This window comes from Deltaproteobacteria bacterium (genome assembly GCA_019310525.1).
GTDB lineage: Bacteria > Desulfobacterota > DSM-4660 > Desulfatiglandales > HGW-15 > JAFDEE01.
Map to the genome: position 1 here is coordinate 1 of JAFDEE010000150.1, position 5,358 is coordinate 5,358.

At 48.7% G+C, this 5,358-nt stretch carries 5 protein-coding genes and 1 pseudogene; 2 read left to right on the plus strand and 4 right to left on the minus strand.

Going from position 1 to position 5,358, the window contains the following annotated elements; genetic code table 11:
- Nucleotides 1-869, plus strand: an 869-nt coding sequence (locus tag JRF57_16315; protein ID MBW2305261.1) for an RHS domain-containing protein, incomplete at its 5' end; no start/stop codon positions are given.
- Between the two features lie 16 nt (nt 870-885).
- Nucleotides 886-1,368: a hypothetical protein gene (locus JRF57_16320; GenBank protein ID MBW2305262.1), complete on the plus strand. Its 483-nt coding sequence runs from the start codon at nt 886-888 to the stop codon at nt 1,366-1,368.
- A gap of 382 nt (nt 1,369-1,750) precedes the next feature.
- Here the strand turns inward: JRF57_16320 and JRF57_16325 are convergent, their stop codons facing one another.
- The 4 genes and pseudogenes from JRF57_16325 to hcp form a co-directional block, all read right to left on the minus strand.
- Nucleotides 1,751-2,149, minus strand: a complete 399-nt coding sequence (locus tag JRF57_16325; protein MBW2305263.1) for a DDE-type integrase/transposase/recombinase — start codon at nt 2,147-2,149, stop codon at nt 1,751-1,753.
- The gene (locus tag JRF57_16330; protein ID MBW2305264.1) at nt 2,124-2,390 is read right to left on the minus strand and encodes an IS3 family transposase; all 267 of its coding nucleotides are present in this window, start codon (nt 2,388-2,390) and stop codon (nt 2,124-2,126) included. The genes JRF57_16325 and JRF57_16330 overlap by 26 nt, the downstream gene beginning before the upstream one ends.
- A 49-nt stretch (nt 2,391-2,439) precedes the next feature.
- Complete coding sequence (locus tag JRF57_16335) at nt 2,440-2,643, minus strand: hypothetical protein (protein ID MBW2305265.1); 204 nt, start codon at nt 2,641-2,643, stop codon at nt 2,440-2,442.
- Nucleotides 2,644-3,284: 641 nt separating this feature from the next.
- Nucleotides 3,285-4,918: pseudogene (gene hcp, locus JRF57_16340) on the minus strand (hydroxylamine reductase).
- Between the last annotated feature and the right edge of the window lie 440 nt (nt 4,919-5,358).

Genomic DNA, 5,358 nt, shown 5'->3' on the forward strand with positions numbered 1-5,358 from the left:
GGCCGGTATTGAGGGTTGGGCCTGTGCGGGTTGCGTCGATTGGTTCTTTGACAGGTATCCTTTTTCAGGGGGTGGTTTGCAAGTCACCTGAAGATGATGTTTACTACTATGTCAGTGATCACCTTGGGACGCCGCAAAGGGTGATGGATGAGGATGGTAGGATGGTGTGGAGTCCGGATTATCTTCCCTTCGGTCATGCAGAGGTCAGCACAGAGACAGTCACAAATCACTTCCGCTTCCCAGGGCAGTACTTCGATCATGAGACAGGCTTTCGCTATAATTACCACCGGTACTACGATCCAAGGACGGGGAGATATCTTACACCGGATCCGATTGGATTGGCAGGGGGGATTAATCTTTTCGTTTATGCAGAGAGTAACCCAATCAATATGATCGACCAGTTGGGTTTAAAGGTTTATGTTACTCTTACTATGTCTGGAGGAGGTAGCCTCGGATTTCTCGCCGGAGAAGCCGGAACAATTCTTGCTCTAGATGTGACTACGGGAGAGGTGCATTCTTATCGATTTGTGGCTTATGGATTAGGATTAGGTTTTGGAGGTGTTGCGACGACGCAGGTTGGGTTTATAGATATGGATGATCCGCAGGATATTATAACTGGATGGGGCTTAGAAGTATCAGCTTACGCTGCTGCTGTTCACGGAGTCTCAGCCCAAACAATCGGAACTGGACCTGCCGGAAGTGGCTCTGGTGGTGGTGCAGCTGGTGCTGGTGCTGGTATTTCTGGCATGGGTACCTATACATGGTACAAGGGTAAATATGATTTGGAAAACCTGCCAGCTGATATATTTGAGAAACTCCTTAGGTACGTACCACAGGTGCGAGAGTTATTAGAAAACCAGTGTGAATAACCAGGACAATATGAAAATGAGTGCTGATATTCAACATCAAGACATTATTATTAATAGTAGTGGAACCCCTGTTCTTAGATCGGGCTTCTCGAATCTGATATTTGTCCTGCTTGCTATCATGCTAGTTTTTGCAAATCAAATACTGAATGAATTTTATATCACCTTATTACCTAAGACAGTCATTTTCTTGATTATTATTATTGTCGCGTTCAAAATATATGGCCACTCCATATCAAGATTAACCCTCAAAAATGGACAGAAGATAGTGATGGTAGGCCCTATCTCTAAGGCCACCATTGATATTTCTGAAATAGAAAGAGCTCAGGTTTCTGGGATACCATCATCTATGATTATATTTATTGAGCTTAAAATGAAGAATGCAAGGCTGCCTAAATGGTATTTTTTTGTAGCTTTTTCAACTAATTGTGGCTCGTATAATGATACTAAGGCTAAGTTAGTAGAACTCCTCGAAATGAAAAAAGGCGAACTCAATTCATGACGTCATAGAGAGCAAACCGGGGCGGGGTTAAGTTTTTGAGATTTGGGTAGTGTGATTTTTATTGTGTGAATTTGAAAGTACTCGAAAAAAGGCGCTTTTCCTTTAAAAAGGTTTTGATCCTTAAAACCCAAAAGAAAGGAGAAGCGCCGACGGTGGTTATGGACTGGTATAGCCGCTACGTCCTTTCCTGGGAGATCTCAATGACCCCCTCTGTGCCAATGAAAATAAGACACCTAATCCTTGCAAAATTAGTGTCGGGCAGGTGGAAGTTCTCATATGAAAACTGGACAATTACATTCCGAGCCCATGCAGGATCGGACAACGGCAAATGACGGCAACCACCAGCCCGGCACCTTGGATTTTCCCCAAAAAGTGGACAGTGTTAAAAGCAAACTGCTGACTTCGTAGTCTGTTCATATTCGACCGGGGAAAGGTAACCGAGTGTGGAATGTCTCCTCTGACGATTATAAAAAACCTCTATGCATTCAAAAATGGAACGCAGGGCATCATTAGGGCCCGCAAAATGTTGCCGGTAAATCAGCTCTGATTTAAGAATCTTGAAAAACGATTCAGCTACCGCATTGCCCCAGCAATCCCCTTTACGACTCATGCTCTGTATGAAACCATGTTTTTTGAGCACTTCCTTGAAATCATTACAGGCATACTGAACCCCTCGATCCGAATGGATGATCAGGCCCGGCCCGGGGGTCCGGCGTCTTATGGCACGATGAAGCGCTGTGACCACCATCTCCTTGCTAAGCAGGAACACCGTCAGATACAACTAGCCTCTCCCTGTGGCAATCCCTGTCCGGAGCCTCTGCCGTGAAATTACGCTCAAGAAGGTTTGGAGCTACTTCATAGGAATGCCTGGAATCCGTGGTAGGGCGATACTTACGCCTGACAATGGATCTCAGGCCGGCATGTCTCATCCGCCGCGCAACCCGATTTTTACTGACCTTCCATCCCTTCCTGCGAAGCTCTTCAGTAACCTTGGGGCTCCCGTATCGTCGCCTGCTTTCCATGTAAATGGACTTTATCCTGGCATCAAGACGCCTGTTTTGGATTTGCCTCTTACTTTCGCGCCGTCTCAGCCAACTGTAAAAACCACTGCGAGACAACGACAATACCTGGCACATCTCCTGAACGCTCCAAAGCGCCATGAACCCGAATACCTGTTCGGGTCTTCCCTGCCTGGCGGCAGACAGGCGAGAAGATGGCCACGGCTTTTTTTAAGATGTCGCGCTCCCGGCGCAGCCTCTCGTTCTCCCGTTTCAAGCAGCGCAGTTCCTCGTCTCCGGGCTTTAGACGGCCCTTGCCGGGAAATGCATCATCCCCGTCCTCTTGGAGTTGCCGCTTCCACCAGTCTTCGTCTCTTAAACCACGAGCGGTTAAGAAACTTCGCCTTGGCAAGCCGACTTAACAAGGCGAATCTGACTTGTGAGGGTATAGCCAACGGCGACGCCCCAAGGGGAAGACTGCCACGGCGTAGCTCATGAGCGAAGCCGGGCTTCCTTTTTGTCGATCCCCAGGTCCCGTTCAACCTCAGCTGCTGTGTTGCCCGGTTCCGTTGCAAGCCGTATGGCTTCAATTATAAATTTTCTATCGTATTTTTTAACCATTCGACACACCTCCTATTAATCCGGTTTATACAAGTTCGTTGTTCGGTGTGTCCACATTTTTGGGGAAATACCAACTACGCCGAGTTGCAAAAGCACTCGGCCTGGATACGAAAAAATAGAGATAGAGTTTTAATGAGTAGCGGCCGAGAGGTTGCCCGCAAACTGCACCTATCTGCTTCAGCCGTGAGCAAATTGGCGGTCCGTGGCCGTAAGGATGGGCTGGCTAAAGAAATTGGAGAATGGAAGGGGTCGGCCCTTGACAGGCTGACCCCTTCCATTCTTCAGTTGATACGTAGTTTATTTCCCTGCCATCATGGCCTCCACATCTTCTTCAACCGTTCCGGTCCGCTTGATATCAAACTTGTCAACCAGAACCTTCAGGACATTTTGCGACACAAAGGCGGGCAGTGTGGGCCCGAGCCTGATCCCTTTTACTCCAAGGTGAAGCAGGGCCAGAAGTATGACAAGGGAAGTTGGTTGATGTCTTCCAGGCCGAAGACCTCTTTCAATTTAAGGGCGATTACGGCAAGAGAATAGGAGTCATTGCATTGACCGGCGTCAAGGACCCTCGGGATACCTCCGATGTCACCCAAATCCAGCTTGTTATAGCGGTATTTCGCGCAACCTGCCGTCAATATGACGGTGTCTTTGGGTAAGGCCTTTGCCACCTCTGTAAAGTAGTTCCTGGTTTTATGTCGGCCGTCGCACCCGGCCATCACCACGAAACGCTTGATGGCGCCGGATTTTACAGCGTCCACCACCTTGTCGGCGAGCGCCAGGACCTGGTTGTGGGCAAAGCCGCCGACAATCTTTCCTGATTCAATCTCAACAGGTGGTTTACATTTCTTCGCCAGCTCTATGACTTCAGAAAAATCCTTGGTCCCACCTTCGGGCCTGTCGGAGATGTGTTTGGCACCAGGGTAGTTCACCACTCCGGTGGTGAAGAGCCTGTCCAGATAGGTGTTGTCTTTTTTGAGCGGGATAAGGCAGTTTGTAGTGAGTATGATGGGACCGTTGAAAGATTCAAATTCACTGTTTTGATGCCACCAGGAATTGCCGTAGTTGCCCACGAAATGGTCATATTTCTTGAAGGCAGGATAATAGTTGGCAGGCAACATCTCTCCGTGCGTATAAACATCCACTCCCGTTCCTTTGGTCTGCTCCAGCAGTTCTTCCATATCTTTGAGGTCGTGGCCGCTGATGAGAATTCCGGGATTGTTCCTGACCCCGAGGTTTACTTCCGTGATCTCCGGGTGGCCATAGGTGCCTGTATTGGCTTCGTCCAAGAGGGCCATGGTATTCACAGCAACCTCACCAGCCTTCATGACCATGGCTATCATGTCATCAACTGACAGTTCCTTGGTGGTGGATGCCAGGGCCTCCATCAGGAAGCCGTATATGTCGTCCTTTTCATACCCAAGGATCGCCGCATGATCTGCATAGGCTGCGATTCCCTTGCAACCGATCACAAGCAGTTCCCGCAACGAGCGAACATCCTCATTTTCCGTTGCTGTGATCCGCGTTTCATCAGCCTTGGCTTTTTCGAGGATTTCCGCATCATCGTCGGAATACCAGGTAGCGCAATCAGGGAGCGGGTCTGAGAATTCTTTCCCATATTTTTCCCTGTAGGCCGCAAGAAATTTTCCTCTTTGTTCCTCTCGGACCTTGAGGGCCCCCTTGATGAGATCAATAATCTTTTCATTGTTCCAGGCAACGTTCGTAATAGTTGTAAACAGGGATTTGCAAATGAAAAGTCCTGTCTCTTTGTCAACGATTCCCAGTTCCTTTGCTTTTTCCCCATAAACTGAGATCCCCTTGCACACATAGATCAGCAGGTCCTGGAGGTCGGCGGTCTCTTCGGGCTTCCCACACATCCCCTTGACCGTGCAGCCTTGATTTTTGGCTGTCTCCTGACATTGAAAACAAAACATGGGTTTCCTCCTTCTCATTGATGGGTTCTTGTGGAAAGGGACATAAATCGGAGTCCCTTTGCTCATTTTGCCCTTATTGTCCCATAGACCACGCGTGATAACCTTGACCTAAGTCAAGGATATCACTTTTTTCAGTCTCAAGGAACACCACAATGGAGGATCCGGTAAATGATTTGCGTAATGGGGAGGACGCCCCGGGCTTAAAGCGTAGTTAGACATGCCGGGTAGTCCGACCGCCAAGCGCACCCATGGGATCCATCATTGATTGACGCCGCGTGCATCCTGTTCTGGGTCAACCCGGCATCAACAAGGCGCGGGCGGACATCTCCCTCCCAAAAAACAAACTTGCGAAAAGGGAGGAAACCCCCTAAATTGACATTTAACAGGGGTCCGAAAACCACCCTTTGGAAACGGCCCCATCGTGGCGGTCATTGAACCTA

Coding starts and splice junctions, on each gene's coding strand:
- JRF57_16330 (MBW2305264.1), bottom strand. CDS start 2,390: ATGGAAAGCAGGCGACGATACGGGAGCCCCAAGGTTACTGAAGAGCTT.
- JRF57_16320 (MBW2305262.1), top strand. CDS start 886: ATGAGTGCTGATATTCAACATCAAGACATTATTATTAATAGTAGTGGA.